This is a genomic window from Mycobacterium sp. IDUB_37 (assembly GCF_055419245.1).
Genome location: NZ_JBVAXG010000001.1, coordinates 923,624 through 941,066, shown reverse-complemented (window position 1 = coordinate 941,066; position 17,443 = coordinate 923,624). Strand labels below are relative to the sequence as shown.

Annotated in this window: 19 protein-coding genes; 14 read left to right on the top strand and 5 right to left on the bottom strand. The window is 65.6% G+C overall.

The window, feature by feature from the left end; all coding sequences use genetic code 11:
- Positions 1-9 precede the first annotated feature (9 nt).
- Positions 10-795, bottom strand: a complete 786-nt coding sequence (locus ACZY1I_RS04300; RefSeq protein WP_463753013.1) for a universal stress protein — start codon at positions 793-795, stop codon at positions 10-12.
- A 315-nt stretch (positions 796-1,110) separates the two neighbouring features.
- Here ACZY1I_RS04300 and ACZY1I_RS04295 point away from each other — a divergent pair, with 315 nt between their 5' ends.
- On the top strand, positions 1,111-2,241 hold the full coding sequence (locus ACZY1I_RS04295; RefSeq protein ID WP_463753012.1) for a PPE family protein: 1,131 nt from the start codon (positions 1,111-1,113) through the stop codon (positions 2,239-2,241).
- 12 nt (positions 2,242-2,253) lie between these two features.
- Entirely contained in the window at positions 2,254-3,411 is a 1,158-nt protein-coding gene (locus ACZY1I_RS04290; RefSeq protein ID WP_463753011.1) for a PPE family protein, read from the top strand.
- Here ACZY1I_RS04290 and ACZY1I_RS04285 read toward each other — a convergent pair.
- A complete protein-coding gene (locus tag ACZY1I_RS04285) occupies positions 3,408-3,734 on the bottom strand; it encodes a hypothetical protein (protein WP_463753010.1) in 327 nt (108 codons plus the stop codon). The two genes, ACZY1I_RS04290 and ACZY1I_RS04285, sit on opposite strands and share 4 nt — an antisense overlap.
- A 65-nt stretch (positions 3,735-3,799) precedes the next feature.
- Here ACZY1I_RS04285 and hisN point away from each other — a divergent pair, with 65 nt between their 5' ends.
- The 3 genes from hisN to ACZY1I_RS04270 all read left to right on the top strand — a co-directional run bounded on the left by hisN (position 3,800) and on the right by ACZY1I_RS04270 (position 7,334).
- Entirely contained in the window at positions 3,800-4,600 is an 801-nt protein-coding gene (gene hisN, locus ACZY1I_RS04280) for a histidinol-phosphatase (protein WP_463753009.1), read from the top strand.
- 76 nt (positions 4,601-4,676) lie between these two features.
- Entirely contained in the window at positions 4,677-6,074 is a 1,398-nt protein-coding gene (locus tag ACZY1I_RS04275) for an acyl-CoA dehydrogenase family protein (protein ID WP_463753008.1), read from the top strand.
- Between the two features lie 57 nt (positions 6,075-6,131).
- Positions 6,132-7,334: an acyl-CoA dehydrogenase family protein gene (locus tag ACZY1I_RS04270; RefSeq protein ID WP_463753007.1), complete on the top strand. Its 1,203-nt coding sequence runs from the start codon at positions 6,132-6,134 to the stop codon at positions 7,332-7,334.
- Here the strand turns inward: ACZY1I_RS04270 and ACZY1I_RS04265 are convergent.
- The gene (locus ACZY1I_RS04265) at positions 7,327-7,965 is read right to left on the bottom strand and encodes a TetR/AcrR family transcriptional regulator (RefSeq protein ID WP_463753006.1); all 639 of its coding nucleotides are present in this window, start codon (positions 7,963-7,965) and stop codon (positions 7,327-7,329) included. The two genes, ACZY1I_RS04270 and ACZY1I_RS04265, sit on opposite strands and share 8 nt — an antisense overlap.
- An 87-nt stretch (positions 7,966-8,052) precedes the next feature.
- On the opposite strand from ACZY1I_RS04265, the gene ACZY1I_RS04260 reads away from it, so the two are divergent.
- Positions 8,053-8,997 carry an amidohydrolase family protein gene (locus ACZY1I_RS04260; RefSeq protein ID WP_463753005.1) on the top strand — a complete coding sequence of 315 codons (945 nt, stop codon included), beginning with the start codon at positions 8,053-8,055 and terminating at the stop codon, positions 8,995-8,997.
- Here the strand turns inward: ACZY1I_RS04260 and ACZY1I_RS04255 are convergent.
- Together ACZY1I_RS04255 and ACZY1I_RS04250 are read right to left on the bottom strand one after the other, a co-directional pair.
- Entirely contained in the window at positions 8,987-9,514 is a 528-nt protein-coding gene (locus ACZY1I_RS04255; protein WP_463753004.1) for an arsinothricin resistance N-acetyltransferase ArsN1 family B, read from the bottom strand. The two genes, ACZY1I_RS04260 and ACZY1I_RS04255, sit on opposite strands and share 11 nt — an antisense overlap.
- Positions 9,514-10,374, bottom strand: a complete 861-nt coding sequence (locus tag ACZY1I_RS04250) for an oxidoreductase (protein WP_463753003.1) — start codon at positions 10,372-10,374, stop codon at positions 9,514-9,516. Before ACZY1I_RS04250 ends, ACZY1I_RS04255 begins: the two co-directional genes overlap by 1 nt.
- Before the next feature lie 87 nt (positions 10,375-10,461).
- Here ACZY1I_RS04250 and ACZY1I_RS04245 point away from each other — a divergent pair, with 87 nt between their 5' ends.
- The 8 genes from ACZY1I_RS04245 to ACZY1I_RS04210 all read left to right on the top strand — a co-directional run bounded on the left by ACZY1I_RS04245 (position 10,462) and on the right by ACZY1I_RS04210 (position 17,417).
- Positions 10,462-11,430, top strand: a complete 969-nt coding sequence (locus ACZY1I_RS04245) for an NADPH:quinone oxidoreductase family protein (RefSeq protein WP_463753002.1) — start codon at positions 10,462-10,464, stop codon at positions 11,428-11,430.
- A 65-nt stretch (positions 11,431-11,495) separates the two neighbouring features.
- Positions 11,496-11,894 (top strand): VOC family protein, encoded by a 399-nt coding sequence (locus ACZY1I_RS04240; protein ID WP_463753001.1) that lies wholly within the window; start codon positions 11,496-11,498, stop codon positions 11,892-11,894.
- Between the two features lie 22 nt (positions 11,895-11,916).
- Positions 11,917-12,333, top strand: a complete 417-nt coding sequence (locus ACZY1I_RS04235; protein ID WP_463753000.1) for a helix-turn-helix domain-containing protein — start codon at positions 11,917-11,919, stop codon at positions 12,331-12,333.
- A gap of 90 nt (positions 12,334-12,423) precedes the next feature.
- On the top strand, positions 12,424-13,515 hold the full coding sequence (locus ACZY1I_RS04230; RefSeq protein ID WP_463752999.1) for a homogentisate 1,2-dioxygenase: 1,092 nt from the start codon (positions 12,424-12,426) through the stop codon (positions 13,513-13,515).
- On the top strand, positions 13,515-14,702 hold the full coding sequence (locus tag ACZY1I_RS04225; RefSeq protein ID WP_463752998.1) for an alpha/beta hydrolase family protein: 1,188 nt from the start codon (positions 13,515-13,517) through the stop codon (positions 14,700-14,702). Before ACZY1I_RS04230 ends, ACZY1I_RS04225 begins: the two co-directional genes overlap by 1 nt.
- Positions 14,699-15,904 carry a CaiB/BaiF CoA transferase family protein gene (locus tag ACZY1I_RS04220; protein ID WP_463752997.1) on the top strand — a complete coding sequence of 402 codons (1,206 nt, stop codon included), beginning with the start codon at positions 14,699-14,701 and terminating at the stop codon, positions 15,902-15,904. The genes ACZY1I_RS04225 and ACZY1I_RS04220 overlap by 4 nt, the downstream gene beginning before the upstream one ends.
- Complete coding sequence (locus ACZY1I_RS04215) at positions 15,904-16,797, top strand: hydroxymethylglutaryl-CoA lyase (protein ID WP_463752996.1); 894 nt, start codon at positions 15,904-15,906, stop codon at positions 16,795-16,797. The genes ACZY1I_RS04220 and ACZY1I_RS04215 overlap by 1 nt, the downstream gene beginning before the upstream one ends.
- On the top strand, positions 16,797-17,417 hold the full coding sequence (locus ACZY1I_RS04210; RefSeq protein WP_463752995.1) for a TetR/AcrR family transcriptional regulator: 621 nt from the start codon (positions 16,797-16,799) through the stop codon (positions 17,415-17,417). The genes ACZY1I_RS04215 and ACZY1I_RS04210 overlap by 1 nt, the downstream gene beginning before the upstream one ends.
- The last annotated feature ends 26 nt before the right edge of the window (positions 17,418-17,443 follow it).

Sequence of the window (17,443 nt, the reverse complement as noted above, 5' to 3'; positions counted from 1 at the left end):
CTCTGGTTTCTACAAGTTCCCGGCGCGCACCGTCAGGACCGACGACCCGGCGTTGTACACGCTGCATACTTGTGCGGCGTGCGAGTCGGTGACGAATAGCTGATCCCGTGCCGCGTTGTCGGCCATGTACCGGCAGGCGTGCCCGTGCACGATCGCCGACTCGACGCAAACGTCGGGGTACAGCCGGGCCCATCGAGCCAGACGGCGATCCAATTGCGCTTGCACCAAATGATTTTCACTCTCAGTGCGACTCACCGCCGCTGGCCCCGCAACGGCGACGGCACGCAGCGGAATGCTGCGCAATCGGGCCTCCTCGAACGCATGTCGCAGCACGGCACCATTGTCCACTTCTGCGACCACACGCAGCACCTCGGGGGTTGTCGCACCCCCGGGTGACCGGTGGATGACGGCCACCGGGCACAGCGACGAACCGGCGAGCGCACCCGCCACCGATCCCTCGCCGAACCGGGCGTGATTGAGTCCCATCGACCCCACGCAGATCATCACTGCCGATCGGGATTCCTCTAACAGTCGGGTGAGCGGCCTGCCCCGCAGAATCTCAGACTCGATCTTGACGGGCTCGCCGGTCGCCTCGACGGCGCGGTGGGCGTCGAACAGCGCCGAACGGGCGGCGGCATCGGTTGTGGCGGCGTACAACCGGTCGACAACGCAGACCAGTCGCAGCGGGATGTCTCGGCTCACTGCCTCGTCGATTGCCCAGAGGGCAGCGTGGGTTGCCGACTTCGAGCCGTCGATCCCCACCACAATCGACGGAGCTGACTCGAGAGTGCTCATCACGGCCTCCTTTGGACTTGGTCTGATTCGAACGCTATCGGCGCCGACGCAGCGTCCCCAGAGGCGTTGGTCCTTAGCTGAGGGCCATTGGTCCCTTTGTAAATCCGGTGGTCTCGCGGCACCGGAGTTCAAGAAAAGTACACGCGGAATTAACTGAAATAGCTATCGCCGCTGGCCGTGCCTTGCGAGCTTTAGTGCCACCACTTGACCCATCACATTCCGGCCCCGAATATCCAATGACCGAGCGTGGCGGCCAGCTTTTCTCACCACCGCAACCCGATACTGCACGTCGGCGTAGTAAGGAGCTGTGACACAATGGATTTCGCATTTCTACCCCCCGAGATCAACTCAGCGCGGATGTACACCGGCCCCGGTTCGGGTTCGTTACTGGCCGCCGCGAGCAGCTGGACTTCCCTGGCCGCTGAGCTCGGCACCACCGCCGGCGCCTACGAAGCCGTCCTAGCGGATCTGGCCAGCTGGCAGTGGACCGGTCCCGCGGCGCAGGCGATGACGCTGACCGCCACCCATTACGTGGGTTGGTTGCTGTTCACCGCGGAACAGACGAAGCAGACAGCCGCCCAAGCCCAGGCGGCCGCCGCGGCCTACGAGCAGGCATACGCATTGACGGTGCCCCCACCAGTGGTCACCGCCAACCGCACCCAGTTGGCAGCTCTGATCGCGACGAACCTGGTGGGTCAAAACACCGCGGCAATCGCGGCCAACGAGGCGCAGTATGCCGAGTACTGGGCCCAGGATTCGGCCGCGATGTCCGGTTACGCCGTCTCGTCTCAGGCGGCTTCGCAGCTGTCCCCGTTCGCCTCACCGACTCCGGGCACCAACGATTCCGGGCTGGCCGCACAGAGCACCGCGGTGGCCCAAGCCGCTGCCGGCGCGGCGGCGTCAGACCCGGTGTCGCAGGCGATTCAAGCAGCGACGCAAGCATTGCAGTCATTCCTCACGTCGGGCTCGATCATCCCGGACGATCTGACCGTCCTCGATGTCATCGCCGCCACCGGCACCTCGCTCAACTCCACCTACTACATGGAGGCGTTCGCTGCCGGCGTGATCGGGGCAGAGAACAATCTCGGCGTCTTGCCCAAGGTCGGCGCAACCGCCGCGGCCGAGGTCGCCCCCGCTTTGACGGCGGCGCCCCAGTTGGGCGGCGGTGCCGGCCTGGGCAACATCACCGCGACGTTGTCTCGCTCCGGATCGATCGGACAGATGTCGGTGCCCGCCAGCTGGGCCGCACCGTCGGCCCCGGCCCGTATCACCGAATTCACGCCCGCCGGCTTCACCACGATTCCCGGCACCGATGAGTCCGTCGTGTCCGGATACCCCGGCTATCCAGGCATGCCGGCCGGAGCCGGTTCCCGCTCGGCGCTGGGCGCACCGCCGCGATACGGTGTGCGGCACACCGTGATGCCACGCCCCCCGGCCGCCGGGTAGCTCAGTCACACAATGGATTTCGCGTTCCTGCCGCCGGAGGTCAACTCCGGCCGAATGTACAGCGGCCCAGGGTCTGGACCGCTGTTAGCCGCCGCCGGCAGCTGGGACTCGCTGGCCGCGGAACTCGACGTCGTGGCGCAGACCTACGAATCGGTGCTTTCCGGCCTGACCAGCCTGCACTGGCACGGCCCCGCGTCGGTGGCGATGGCAACCACGGCAATCCCCTACATCGGTTGGCTGCACACCACCGCAGAGCAGACCCGGCAGAGTGCCACGCAGGCCAGGGCCGCGGCGGCGGCGTACGAGCTTGCCCATGCGATGACGGTGCCCCCGTCGGCGGTCGCGGCCAATCGAATTCAGCTGGCAACTCTGATCGCAACGAACTTCTTCGGCCAGAACACCCCCGCGATAGCAGCGACCGAGGCACAGTACGCCGAGTACTGGGCCCAGGACGCCGCCGCGATGTCCGGCTACGCCGCCAGTTCCGCCGCGGCATCGGAACTGACGCCGTTCACTTTCCCCGAGCAGACCACCGAAGCGTCGGGCCTGTCCGCGCAGAACTCCGCCGTCAGCAAGGCCAACGCGGCGGCTACCGCCGCGCCGGCACAGGGGATCAGGTTCTCCCCGGGCGGCGACCTGTCGTTGCGCTCGCTCTACACCGCCATCGACCCGTCGTCGCTGTTCTATCTCGACGTCGGACTGCTCGACGAGATTCGGGTGGTTGGCACCGCTATAAACGGCACCTACAAAATGTGCGCGGTCGACACCGGGATCATCGGGGCTGAAGACAATTTGGGCATCCTGCCCACCACGGAGGTCGAGGCGGCGGCAGTCACCCCGGCGCCTGAGCTGATCAGGTCCGGGTCGGCCGTGCCCGTCGGCGCGGGCCTGCGCGGCGTCACCGCGACGCTTGCGGGAGCGGGGCGACTCGGGTCGATGTCGGTGCCGACCAGTTGGGCCATGCCTGCCAACGGCGCCGTCGCGGGCCTCACGCCGCAGTCACCGGCGGGTGGGGTCGGCGGTTTCGCTGCGACGGGCGAATCGGTCGGATCGGCTGCGTCAGGAGTGCCCGGGGTACCAGGTATGACCGTCTCGCGGCCCTCGATCGTCGTTCCCCGTTACGGCCGAAGAATCCTCACCGTGATGGGTCGACCGCCCGCCGCCGGTTAGCCGCCTGGCGACTCTGCCACGAAGTTCCAGTTATCCGGATTGTTCGGTGAATACACGACAGGCAGCTGTTGTCCCATGGTCGGCCACTGCTCCACGTCGACGACCATGCGTCGATACACCGCATATTCGTTAACGGTCGGACCGTTGATGACCCCGGCGATAGTGACGAACTGTTCGCCGATTTCCGGCGGTCGCGGGCTGACACCGGTTACCAACAGCGTGCCGCTGGCCAGAGCGCCACGGGGGCCGGGCCGGAAAAATCGCGGTGCAAGAAACGCCAACACGACCGCCACCAGCAACAGCAGCACCAGGAATTCCCACACATGGCCATGGTAGGACTGCACGCATGCAACAGCGACGATGCAGAGCGAAGCGATGAGGAGGAGCGGTGCCATCTAACCCGGACGACGCAGATCTGCGGTTCGCGCTGGACCTGGCCGACCGGGCTGATGCCTTGACCCGCGCCCGGTTCGGCGCTCTCGACCTGCGCATCGAGACCAAACCCGACCTGACCCCGGTGACCGACGCCGACCGCGCAGTCGAATCCGCCTTGCGCGACGCGATCGCCGCACACCGACCCGACGACAGCGTGCTGGGTGAGGAGTTCGGCGGCACCACCACTTTCAGCGGACGGCAGTGGATCATCGATCCGATCGACGGCACCAAGAACTTCGTGCGCGGCGTGCCGGTGTGGGCTAGCTTGATCGCACTCTTGGAAGACGGCATACCGGTCGTCGGCGTAGTGAGCGCGCCCGCTCTGCAACGACGGTGGTGGGCGGCCCACGGGCAAGGAGCATTCGCCTCGGTCGACGGGAAACCCTCCCGTCGCATTTCGGTTTCTGCTGTGCCAGAACTTGATTCGGCGAGCCTGTCGTTTTCCAGCCTGTCCGGTTGGGCCCAGCTCGGCTTGCGAAATCAGTTCATCGAGCTCACCGATGCGGTATGGCGGGTGCGCGCATACGGCGACTTCCTCTCCTACTGCCTGCTGGCCGAGGGAGCCGTCGACATCGCCGCCGAACCCGAGGTTTCGGTCTGGGATCTGGCCGCGCTGGACGTCCTGGTTCGCGAGGCAGGCGGGCGCTTCACCAGCCTGGACGGCACCGCAGGACCCCACGGCGGCAGCGCTGTCGCCACCAACGGCCTGCTGCATGACCACGCCTTAAACAGCCTGCGCATCGATGTGAATTAGTTAACACCGCTCTATATATCTTACTCCGGAGTAAGATACGGTTATTCGCATCGCCCCAACGACAGAGGCCGCTGAAATGACCGACATACTTCCTGTTTCCAGCACCCGATCACGCGCCAAGAAGAGCGCCGACCGCCAGACGGCGATCGGGATGCGACCCCACAAGCGCACTGGCGTCGATGTCGCCATTGCGCTGATCACACCGATCATCGGCCAGGAATTCCTGGACAAGTACAAGCTGCGCGACCCGCTCAACCGGACGCTGCGCTTAGGCACCAAGCAGGTGTTTTCCGCCACCGCCGCTGCCACCCGCCAGTTCGAGCGGGTACAGAACCTGCGCGGCGGACCGACCCGGCTCAAGTCGAGCGGCAGAAACTACTTCGACCTGACGCCCGACGACGACCAGAAGTTGATCGTCGAAACCGTCCAGGAATTCGCCGCGGAGATCCTGCGTCCGGCCGCCCACGACGCCGACGGAGCGGCCAGCTACCCCGCGGGCCTGATCGCGAAAGCCGCCGAACTGGGCATCACCGCGATCAACATTCCGGAGGACTTCGACGGTATCGCCGAGCAGCGTTCCGCTGTCACCAACGTGTTGGTGGCCGAGGCGCTCGCGTACGGCGACATGGGCCAGGCGCTGCCGATTCTGGCGCCCGGCGGCGTTGCGTCCGCGCTGACCCACTGGGGCAGCGCCGACCAGCAGTCGACCTATCTCAGCGCGTTCGCCGGCGAGAACGTCCCGCAAGCCTGTGTGGCCATCGCCGAACCGCAGCCGCTATTCGACCCCACCAGGCTGCGGACCACCGCGGTGCGTACCCCATCGGGTTACCGCCTCGACGGCGTGAAGTCCCTGGTACCCGCCGCCGCCGACGCCGAGCTCTTCATCATCGGCGCGCAACTCAACGGCAAGCCGGCGCTGTTCATCGTCGAGTCGTCCGCCAAGGGCCTGACCGTCAAGGCCGACCCCAGCATGGGCATCCGCGCCGCCGCATTGGGACAGGTGGAACTCTCCGGCGTCACCGTGCCGCTCACCGCGCGATTGGGTGAGGACGAAGCCACCGATGCCGACTACTCGGAGGCGATCGCGCTGTCCCGGCTCGGCTGGGCCGCACTGGCCGTCGGTACCTCACATGCGGTGCTCGACTACGTCATCCCCTACGTGAAGGAACGTCAAGCCTTCGGCGAGCCGGTCGCCCGTCGCCAGGCAGTGGCCTTCATGTGCGCCAACATCGCCATCGAGCTGGACGGGTTGCGACTGATCACCTGGCGCGGGGCCTCGCGCGCCGAGCAGGGCCTGCCGTTCGCCCGGGAAGCGGCGCTGGCCAAGCGATTTGGTGCCGACAAGGGCATGCAGATCGGCCTGGACGGTGTGCAGCTGCTCGGCGGCCATGGCTACACCAAGGAGCACCCGGTCGAACGCTGGTACCGCGATCTGCGGGCCATCGGCGTCGCCGAGGGCGTTGTAGTCATCTAGCTGGTCAGCTAAGTCATTCCCTGGAAACCAAAAGACTTCCGAAGCGAAAGATCAATCATGGCAATCAATCTCGAATTACCGGGCAAGCTGCAAGCGGTAATCACCAAGACCCACCAGGGCGTCGCAGAGTTGGTGCGGCCCATCGCACGCAAGTACGACCTCAAAGAACACGCCTACCCCGTCGAACTCGACACGCTGATCAATCTTTTCGAGGGCGCGTCCGATGCGTACAGCTTCGCCGGCGCCGGTGAATTGCGCGGCAGCGACAAGACAGAGGACAACCACAACGGCGCCAACATGGCGGCGCTGGTGCAGACCCTCGAGGCCAGCTGGGGTGACCTGGCCATGATGCTGTCCATCCCCTATCAGGGCTTGGGCAATGCAGCAATCTCCGCTGTCGCCACCGACGAGCAACTGGAACGCTTCGGCAAGGTGTGGGCTGCAATGGCCATCACCGAACCGGGATTCGGCTCCGACTCGGCCGCGGTTTCTACCACCGCCAAATTGGATGGCGACGAATACGTGATCAACGGCGAGAAGATCTATGTCACCGCGGGTTCGCGGGCCACTCACATCGTGGTCTGGGCAACGGTGGACAAGACCAAGGGGCGGGCGGCCATCAAGTCGTTCGTCGTGCCGCGTGAACATCCCGGTGTCACCGTCGAACGGCTCGAGCACAAGCTGGGCATCAAAGGTTCGGACACTGCAGCGATCCGTTTTCAGAATGCCCGCATCCCGAAGGAAAACCTGCTGGGTAATCCGGAAATCGAAGTCGGCAAAGGTTTTTCCGGCGTGATGGAGACCTTCGACAACACCCGGCCTATCGTCGCCGCGATGGCCGTGGGCGTCGCTCGCGCTGCCTTGGAAGAGATCCGCAGGATTCTCGCCGATGCCGGGGTGGAGATCGACTACGACCGGCCCGCACACACCCAAAGTGCCGCTGCGGCTGAGTTCTTGCGCATGGAGTCGGACTGGGAGGCCAGCTACCTGCTCTCACTGCGTGCGGCGTGGCAGGCCGACAACAAGATCCCGAACTCCAAAGAAGCCTCGATGAGCAAGGCCAAGGCGGGCCGGATGGCCACCGACGTCACCCTGAAGACGGTCGAATTGGCCGGTACCACAGGCTATTCCGAGCAGACACTGCTGGAGAAGTGGAGCCGGGACTCCAAGATCCTGGACATCTTCGAAGGCACCCAGCAGATTCAGCAGTTGGTGGTCGCCCGCCGTCTGCTGGGTTTGTCGTCCGCCGAACTCAAGTAGCGGTCGGCTTGCCCGCTATAAGTCGCTGTGCGGTGTCGTAGATAGCCCGAGCGTGAAGTTCGAATAGAGCGACGAGATCGACTGCGTCACCGCCGATTTCCTTGGCGATGAATAGGCCGTCCGCGCCGGCCATGGCGTAGGTCGCCAACTGGTGGACGTCCGCCTCGGTGAGCTCGGGAACGAATTCCCGGAAGTTCTCCTTGACCCGCGCGAACGCCGTGGTGCGAACCTGAATGAACATCGTCCGGGCGCGCGCTTCGACGGGCCTGCGCTCGAGTGCCAGCATCAGGCCGAGCCGGATGAAGTCCGGTGAATCCGCGAGCGCCTTGGCGATCTGGGTGGCAAGTCCCAGGAATCGCTCCTCGGTGGTGCCGGATTCTGGGATATCCCACGCCGACTCCCAAGCGCCGAAACTGCGCTCGATGACCGCGGCGATCAGATCGTCTTTGTCCTTGAAATGCCAATAGATCGAGCTGGCGGGCAGCCCACACTTCTTGCTGACCAACCCGATGCTGGTGCCTTCATAGCCGCGTTCGGCCGCAATCTCGCCGGCCGCGTCCAAGATTCGAGTGCGCGACAGTTCCCCGTCGGCTCGGCGCTTTCGCTTTGGCGCCCCTGTCTCGTCGGCCATCACACTCCTCGCAGCGGGCCATTGACTCTGTAACGATCATTACATTACCGTAGTAATCGCTACGAATCAAGTTTCAAGGAGCGCTCCATGCCGCGCATCGACACCCACCACCACATGATCCCGCCCGCCTACGCAAAGTTGCTGCGGGAAGCCGGAATCGGCGACGCGGGCGGACGGGCCCTGCCGGATTGGAGTCCCGAGGCCTCCCTGCAGACGATGGCAGAACTGGATATCGCAACGGCCATTCTGTCCGTATCCGCCCCGGCGACGACCTTCGCTTCCACTGGTGCCGACGCCGCCGCGCTGGCCCGGGACCTCAACGACTACGCCGCGGACGTCGTCGCCGCCCACCCCGATAGATTCGGATTCTTTGCCACCGTGGCGATGCCGCACGTCGCGCAAAGCGCGACGGAAACGGTGCGTGCCCTTGACGATTTGCACGCTGACGGGGTCGTGCTGCTCGCCAACCACGCCGGGGTCTACCTCGGTGAAGACGGCCAAGAAGAACTGTTCGCCGCTCTCGACGAACGGTCGGCCGTCGTGTTCATCCATCCGGCTGAGCTGCCCGGGCCGACGGTGCCGGGGATTGCCCCATTCGTCACCGACTTCCCGCTCGACACCACCCGCGCGGCATACCTTTTGGTGCACAACGGAATACGGCAACGCTACCCGAACATCAAGTTCATCCTCAGTCACGCCGGCGGATTCGTGCCCTACGCCGCCTACCGATTGGCGATGGGCGTCACCGCGGACACCGGACGCGACCCCTTCGAAGTGCTCGACGAATTCGCCAGCTTCTATTTCGACACCGCATTGTCGTCGAGCCCGGCGGCACTGCCCAGCCTGCTGGCATTCGCCAAACCTGGCCACATCACTTTCGGCTCCGACTTTCCTTTCGCGCCCATTGAGGTGGCCAAGCTGTTCGCCGGTGGTCTGGAAAACTATCCCGGGTTTGACGAAGACACTCGGGTAGCGATCGACCACGGCAATGCGCTGTCGCTGTTCCCTCGACTTGCGGCGGTCAAGCACTGATCTCGGGCGGCGGGTCGGCCTCGTCTTCGGCCGCAAGCAAATCGAGTTGCCACCACGCGACGTCGTGCCATGCACCGAGCTTCCAGCCGACCCGCTGATAGAGACCGACCTGCCTAAAGCCAAAGGCCCCATGCAAGCCGTTGCTGGCCTCGTTCGGTTGCGTGATGCCGGCGAAGGCGCGCCGGAAGCCACGTTCGGCGAGCCGCTTCAGCAGTTCGGTATACAGCGCGCGGCCGCTGCCCGAGCCGACCCGGTCCTGCGCCAGGTAGACGGTTGTCTCCACCGACCATCGGTACGCGGCGCGCGGATTGAGTTGGCTCGCATAGGCATAGCCGATCACCGCTGAATCATCTTCGAGCACAAGCCATTCACGCTCGGCGCGGGCTGCGTTGATACGGTCCGCCATCGTCTCGACGGTCGGCACTTCGGTCTCGAAGGTGATCGCGGTATCCAGCACATAAGGGCGGTAGATCTCGACGCACGCCGTAGCGTCGGCCTCGGTTGCCGGACGGATCACTAGCCGGCGACGGCGTTGAGTTGCGCGCGCGTGTCGTCGTCAAGCTCGATGTCGGTGACCGCGAGATTCTCCTCCAGGTGCTGCACCGACGAAGTGCCCGCAATGAGAAGCACATTGGGCGCCACGCTCAACGTCCACGCCAGTGCGATCTGGGCCGGGGTGCGATTCAGTTGTTCGGCTGCACGCTGAATTATCTTGTTGCTCAACACCGGATTGTTGGCCCCGGCGAAGGCCGATCCGAGCGGAAAGAAGGGCACGAAGGCAATTCCGCGTGCCGTGCACTCATCCAAGAGCGCGGCCGCCGGTCGGTGCACCAGGTTGAAAGAGTTTTGTACACAGACGATCTCGGTGCGCTGCAAGGCCCGCAGCAGGTGTTCCCTGCTCACCTCGCTGAGACCGATGCCGCCGATCAGGCCCTCGTCACGAGCTTGGATGAGGACCGAAAGCTGGTCGTCGAACTTCCGTTCGGACTCTTCGCTCTCCATCAGCCGAAGGTTGACCGCGGCCAGCTGGTCGACTCCGAGCGTGCTCAGATTAGCTTCGAGGTCACGACGCAGGTCGGCGGGTTCGACGACCGGCAACCAGGCTCCGGCCTCGTCGCGGCGCCCACCCACCTTGCTCACCAGGGCCAAGTCGTCCGGGTAGGGATGCAGCGCCTCCCGGATCAATTCGTTGGCGACGTTCGGCCCGTAGAACTGGGCGGTATCGATGTGATTGACGCCGAGTTCGACCGCCCGCCGCAGCACCGCCAGCGCCGCGTCGTGGTCACGCGGCGGCCCCATCACACCGGGACCAGGAAGTTGCATTGCCCCGAAGCCAACCCGGGAAACCGAATAGTGACCAAGTGGAAATGGGTCCATCAGTCGACAGTAGCGCCGCTGTTATTGGATTTTGGGATGGGTTCTAGATTGAGTTGGACGGGGTTCGGCTTGGAACATGGAGGTGGCATGCGCGCAGCACGGGTGACTCGGCTGGACGGTCCCGATGCGATCGAGGTGGTCGACGTCGACGAACCCACCGGCGACGGCGTGGTGGTCGACGTGCACGCCGCCGGGGTGGCATTCCCCGACGCTCTGCTCACCCGTGGCCTGTATCAGTACCGGCCGGACCCGCCGTTCGTGCTCGGCGCCGAGATCGCCGGGGTGGTCCGATCGGCGCCGGATGGCGCCCACGTCAGTGCCGGCGACCGGGTCCTTGGCCTGACCATGCTGACCGGCGCCATGGCCGAGGTCGCGGTGCTCGCGCCCGACCGGGTATTCAAGCTGCCGGACAACGTCAGCTTCGAGGCCGGCGCGGGCGTGTTGTTCAACGATCTGACGGTGTACTTCTCGCTGGCCGTGCGCGGTCGGCTGAAGGCCGGCGAGACAGTGCTGGTACACGGCGCGGCCGGCGGCATCGGCACCTCGGCGCTGCGGCTGGCACCGGCGTTGGGTGCCTCGCGCGTCATCGCCGTCGTCAGCTCCGAGGCAAAGGGCCGGATCGCCACGGCGGCCGGCGCTACCGATGTGGTGCTGGCCGACGGCTTCAAGGACGCGGTCAAGGAGTTGACCAACGGACGCGGCGTCGACATCGTGGTGGATCCAGTCGGCGGTGACCGCTTCACCGATTCGTTGCGCTCCCTGGCGCCGGCGGGCCGGCTGCTGGTCATCGGCTTCACCGGCGGCGAGATTCCGACCGTAAAGGTCAACCGCCTGCTGCTCAACAACATTGACGTGGTCGGGGTGGGCTGGGGCGCCTGGGCCGGCCGGCACCCCGGCGCGCTCGATGAGCAGTGGGCCGCGCTCGAGGAGCTGTTCACGTCGGGCAAGCTGGCGCCGCCGGAGCCGGACGTCTTCCCCCTCGAAGAGGCCGCAGCCGCGGTGGCATCGCTGGAGAACCGCAGCGCCGAAGGCAAGGTGGTTTTGCGCATCCGCTGAAAACGCCGGCAACCGAGCAGGAATGGAGAAGCGCACGGAGTCGGGCTGCTCCTACGGTGGTCCCCATGACAGTCACCCTCGCCACGATGTTCATCTCGGTCCACGACCCCGACGCTGCGCTGGGCTTCTACCGCGACGCACTGGGTCTCGAAGTGCGCAACGACGTCGCTTCTGACGGCTTCCGCTGGGTCACCCTCCGCGCGCCGGGCCAGGACGTCGACATCGTGCTGTCGCAACCGCACGGCGGGCGCTCGGAAGTCGAGGGTGACGCACTGCTTTCGCTCGTGACGCAGGGCTCGCTGCAAGCTGCGATCTTCCGCACCGACGACCTGGATGCCACGTTCGAGCAGGTCCGGGCCACCGGGGCCGAGGTGCTACAGGAGCCGGTATCGCAACCTTGGGGAGCACGCGACTGCGCTTTCCGGGACCCGTCGGGCAACCTGGTCCGCATCGCGCAGGCCTGACGCTGGGAGTACCGTCGTCAACATGACGCCGGAGGCGATAGCCAACCTGGCGCATCTGCGTCGGGCGCGTGACCACATAGACCGCAATTACGCACAGCCCCTTGATGTTCCGGCCATAGCGCGGGCGGCGCTCATGTCGCCCGCGCACTTCTCCCGTAAGTTCCGGGCCGCATACGGGGAAACGCCGTACGCATATCTGATGACGCGGCGCATCGAGCGCGCCAAGGTTCTGCTGCGACAGGGGCAATCGGTGACCGACACCTGCATCGCTGTCGGCGCCACGTCACTCGGTTCGTTCAGTGCACGCTTCACTGAAATCGTCGGCGAAACGCCGACCCGTTACCGTGCCCGCGATCACCGAAACCTCGAGGCGATGCCGTCGTGCCTGCTCATGGCGGCGACACGGCCGCGCCGGACCAGGCTGCCGGCCGGAGCCTGAGGGCCGCGGTGCCATTTCAACCTTGCGTACCCGCAAAAGAAAAAGTAACGTCACTTTTAGTTTTGTAGCGCAAACCACCGGAGACAAGTCATGGAATCCTTCATCCACTTGCGCAAAGGCAAGACGCCGCGGCGCGTACACGCCGATCTCGACGGCCTCAAGGACGACGAGTTGGGCCGCGGCGGTTTCACCGGGCGCACCGCCAACATCTACCGCCGCCACGACCCCACCGCGTTCCGCGCGGTCGGCCCACTGCGTCCGGTCGACGTGCTGGCCGATCAACTCAAGCCCAGCGACGCCACCGACGCTAACGGCGGCCCGCTGCTGATGTTCAGCAACGCCGACTGCCGGGTGCTGCTCAGCCGCCGGCACGAGGAGATGCCGTTCTACACCCGCCACATCGACGGCGACCTGCTCTGCTTCGTCCACGACGGCGCCGGTCAACTGGAAACCGAGTTCGGACCGTTGCGCTACCGCCCCGGCGACTGGGTCTACATCCCGAAGGCATGCACCTGGCGCCAAATACCCTCTAGTGAAACCACTTTGCTGATGATCGAGGCTACCGACGAGTTCCGGGCGCCGCCGCCGGGTTCGTTGGGCCGGCACTTTCCCTTCGATCCCTCGCAGGCCGTGATTCCAGAGCCAGAAGCGCTTGATGACGATGGCCGCGAGGAGTACGAGATTCGCCTGATACATGAAGGCGGACCAACCACCCTCTATTACCAACACAATCCGATCGACGTCGAAGGCTGGCGCGGGGACAACTTCGCCTTCACCTTCAACATCGCCGACTACAACGTGGTCACCTCCGACAGCATGCACCTGCCCCCGACGGTGCACCTGTTCATGCAGGCGACCGGCGTGTACGTGATGAACTTCCTGCCCAAGCCGGCCGAAGGCGTGGCCGGCACCGAACGCACACCCTGGTATCACCGCAACGTCGACTACGACGAGATCGCGTTCTTCCACGGCGGCTCGCTCTATGGAATTCCGATGCCGCCGGGCCTCATCTCCCATGCGCCACAAGGGGTTCACCACGGCGCGCCCGAGAAGGCGCGCGAACGCGCGCGCCGCAAGTTCGACGACTACACGCGGGTGGACTGGCAGGTCATCGCCATCGATACCCGCCGCCGTCTGACCCCGTCACCCGAAGTGCTCGCCAACGACCTAGGACAACACTGATGACACAAGCCGTGAAGTACCAGTACGAGCGAATCCCCTACCTCGTTGCGTTTCAGAATAATTCGGGTGTCCGCGACGTGTACGGCGGGCTGGCGGAGATCACCGTACTGGAAAGCTATCTGCTGCAGCCGAAAGACCGGCCGTCGGACACCGTGCTGGTGTTCATGCACCCGATCGGCGGCGGCGCCTACCTGCCGATGATCAATGCGCTGGCCCGGGCGGGCAACCATGTCATCTACTGCAACAGTCGATTTCGTGGCACCGACTCGGCACTGCAGATGGAGAAGGTGGTCGAAGATCTGGGCGAATGTATCAAGGACGCCAAGAACCGGCTGGGCTACTCGAAGGTGGTGCTGGCCGGGTGGAGCGGCGGCGGTTCGCTGTCGGTGTTCTACCAGCAGCAGGCCCAGCACGCGACGATCACCTCCAGCCCGACGGGCGATGGCCCCGACCTGACGAAACTCGATCTGCCCGCCGCCGACGGCATCATGCTGCTGGCCGCGCACATCAGCCGACACGGCACGCTGACCGAATGGCTGGACGCGTCCATCCTCGACGAATCCGATCCCAGCAAGCGCGATCCCGAACTGGACCTGTACAACCCGGACAATCCCAATCAGCCGCCGTACACCGAGGAGTTCCTGGCCCGCTACCGGCAGGCACAGATCGATCGCAACCGACGCATCACCGCGTGGGTCAAAGGGAAGTTGGCCGAACTCAAGGCCGCCGGCCGGCCGCTGGACGAGTTCGGCTTCGTGGTGCACGGCACCATGGCCGACCCGCGCTGGCTGGACCCCACCGTCGACCCCAACGAACGCACGCCGGGCACCTGCTACCTGGGTGACCCGCAGGTGGTGAACATGAGTCCGGTTGGGCTGGCGCGGTTCTCGACATTGCGCGGCTGGCTGTCGCAGTGGAGCTATGACGACGCCCGCGGCGACGGCGTAGCGTGCGGGAAGGACGTGGCGGTTCCCGCTCTGGTGATCGGTAACCTGGGCGACGACGCGTGCACGCCCAGTCACACCCGACGGCTCTTCGAGGCGATCGGGCACCCCGATAAGGAGATGTACGAAATCCCCGGCGCCACACACTATTACGCAGGACCTGACCAGCGCGACAAGCTACGGCAGGCCGTCGACATCGCCACCGACTGGCTGATCCGGCACGACTTCGCGGACGCCGTGTGAACGCAACCGGCCCACTGGACGGCATTCGGGTACTCGAACTCGGCACGCTGATCGCCGGACCGTTCGTCGGCAGGTTGCTCGGCGACATGGGCGCCGACGTCATCAAGGTGGAACCACCCGGTGCCCCGGACCCACTACGGACCTGGGGTCAGGCCGAGGTCGACGGCCATCGCGTCTTCTGGACCGTGCACGCCCGCAACAAGCGGGCCATCACACTCGATCTGCGCAAGCCCGGCGGCCGGGATCTGTTTCTCGAACTCGTCGAGAAATCCGACATCGTGGTGGAGAACTTCCGTCCGGGCACCCTGGAGAAGTGGGACCTGGGCTACGACGTGCTCAGCGCACGCAACTCCGGCATCATCCTGGTTCGGGTGTCGGGCTACGGGCAGACGGGCCCCGACGCCCATAAGGCCGGCTACGCCTCGGTGGCCGAGGCAGCCAGCGGGTTGCGTCACCTCAACGGCTTCCCCGGCGGCCCGCCACCCCGGCTCGCGCTGTCGCTGGGCGACACCCTGGCCGGCATGTTCGGCGCCCAGGGCGCACTCGCCGCGCTATACCGCCGCAGCGTCACCGGACAGGGTCAGGTGGTCGACGTCGCACTGACCGAATCATGTTTGGCCGTGCAGGAATCCACCATCCCCGATTACGACGTCGGCGGCGTGGTACGCGGGCCGTCCGGCACCCGGTTGGAGGGCATCGCGCCGTCCAACATCTATCGCAGCGCGGACGGCTCCTGGGTGGTGATCGCCGCCAACCAGGACACCGTATTCGCCCGGCTGTGCAAGGCGATGGGGCGCGCGGAACTGGTCACCGACGACCGGTTCGCCACGCATGGCGCCCGCGGCCGAAACCAGGACGAGCTCGACGAGATCATCGGCGCCTGGGCCGCGCAGCGCCAGCCCGGCGACATCATCGAGACACTGTCCGCGGCGGGGGTGATCTCCGGCCCGATCAACACCGTGGCCGAGGTGGTCAACGACCCGCAACTGCAGGCCCGCGGCATGCTGGTCCCGCACTACGACGAACGGATCGGGCGCGACGTGCTGGGCCCGGGGGTGGTGCCGGTGCTGTCGGAGTCACCGGGCGGCGTCCGCAGTGCCGGTCCCGCCTACGCGGGACAGCACAACGACGACGTCTACGTCGGACTGCTGGGCAAGACCCACGATGAGGTTGCCGAGTCTCGTGCTCAGGAGGTGATCTGATGCCGCACATAAGCATTCGCGAAGTGGCATTGCGCGACGGCCTGCAGATCGAGAAGCCGATTCCGTTGTCCGCCAAGCTGGAACTGCTGGCCGCGGTCGCGGCCACCGGGGTCCGCGAGGTTGAGGCCACCGCGTTCGTATCGCCGTCGAAGGTGCCCTCGATGGCCGACGCCGCCGAACTCGCGGCCGAACTGCACAACTTTCCCGGCATCGACTTCTCCGCGCTGGTGGCCAGCCCGAACGGGGCCAAGCGCGCGATCGCGGCGGGGTTCCGGTCGATCGAGTACGTGGTGGCCGCTGACGACACCTTCAGCCAGAAGAACGTGGGGCGCACCAGCACCGAGGCCACCGAGCAGATCGGTGAGATCGTCGCCATCGCCCACGATGCTGATGTAACCGTCGAGGTAATCGTCGCCACTGCATGGGATTCGCCGTTCGAAGGCCCCACCCCGCCGCAGCAGGTACTCGACATCGCGGCATCAGCCCGGGACCAGGGCGCCGACCGATTCTCGATCGCCGACACCATCGGCACCGCAACCCCGGGGCGAGTGAGTTCCCTTATCGCACAACTGCGTCCGGTGATCGGGGATCTCCCGCTGGGCGGCCACTTCCACAACACCCGCGGCGCGGGATTGGCCAGCGCCTATGCGGCGGTAGCGGCCGGTGTGACCCGCCTGGACGCTTCGGTAGGCGGCCTGGGTGGTTGCCCATTCGCGCCGGGCGCCACCGGCAACATCGCTACCGAAGACCTGGTCTATCTGCTGACCGACAGCGGCTATGACGTCGACGTGGACCTGCAGGCCGCCATCGCGGCGGCGCGGGTCGCGAAATTGGCTGTGGGCCATGACTTACCGAGCGCTCTACTGCGTGCCGGAGACCGGATCCGACAGTAATGCCACCCGAGAAGTCGCTAGTGCTCAGCGCAAAAGGCCAACAGACTCGTCTGGCCATCGAACAGGCCGCGCGAAAACTGTTTGCCGAGAGGGGCTTTCACGGCACCACGTTGGCCGATATCACCTCCGCCGCGGGCAAGTCGTCGGCAGTGTTCTACCGGTACTTCACCGATAAGGAAGATCTGCTCGCCGCGCTGGCCGAGTCGTTTCTGCACGACGTCGTCACACCGTCGGGGTTGAGCCTGCACCTGCCCGACTCCCCCGACGACGACGCATTCTTCAATGCCGTCGTCACCGGCTACTGGAACATGTTCAAGCAGAACATCGGCATCATGATCGCGGTATCCCAGCTGGCGGCCACCCAGCCGCGTTTCGCCGCTGTGCAGAACGAGTTTCGGCGCTTCGGCATGGACATCGTGGCCGCCTCGGTCCGCCGCGCCCAGGAGCAAGGCCACGGCACCGAACTCAACCCGGAACATACTGCTGCGGCGATCGCACTGCTCTTCGAGAACTTCACCACCGTGTTCGTCGGCCCGTCGTCATTGGGACTGGCGATCAGCGACTCCGACGCCGTCGCTACGCTATCGACAATCTGGAAGAAGACGCTGTACGGCGGCTGACCGTGCAAGGAGGCCGATACCATGCG